We start from the raw sequence: 287 nt of genomic DNA, 5'->3' as shown, positions 1-287 counted from the left end.
AACTGCTTCTGGATGCGGGCCATCAGTTGCGTTGCTTTGAGTGAATGGCCCCCCAGCTCGAAGAAGTCCTCCCGGATGCTTACTGGATGCGAAAGACCTAACACATCCTGCCAAATCTCCGCTAGCTTCGCTTCAGTCTCGCTTCGTGGGGCAACGTATTCGCTGGTTGTCTGCAATAGCCCTTGCGGCTCCGGTAGCGCCTTTCGGTCTACCTTCCCGTTCGCCGTCAGTGGAATTTGCTCCACTTCCACCAGATACGACGGCACCATGTACTCAGGCAGACTCCG

Annotated in this window: 1 protein-coding gene; it reads right to left on the bottom strand. The window is 56.4% G+C overall.

Annotated features, from left to right (window positions below; all coding sequences use genetic code 11):
• Positions 1 to 287: phosphopantetheine-binding protein (locus FS818_RS28475; protein WP_145336768.1), on the bottom strand; the 287-nt coding region annotated here is incomplete at both ends.

It is taken from the genome of Paenibacillus xylanexedens (assembly GCF_007680605.1).
Classification (GTDB): Bacteria; Bacillota; Bacilli; order Paenibacillales; family Paenibacillaceae; genus Paenibacillus; species Paenibacillus xylanexedens_B.
The sequence above is the reverse complement of the archived record's forward strand: the minus strand, read 5'-3'. Positions and strand labels throughout refer to the sequence as shown.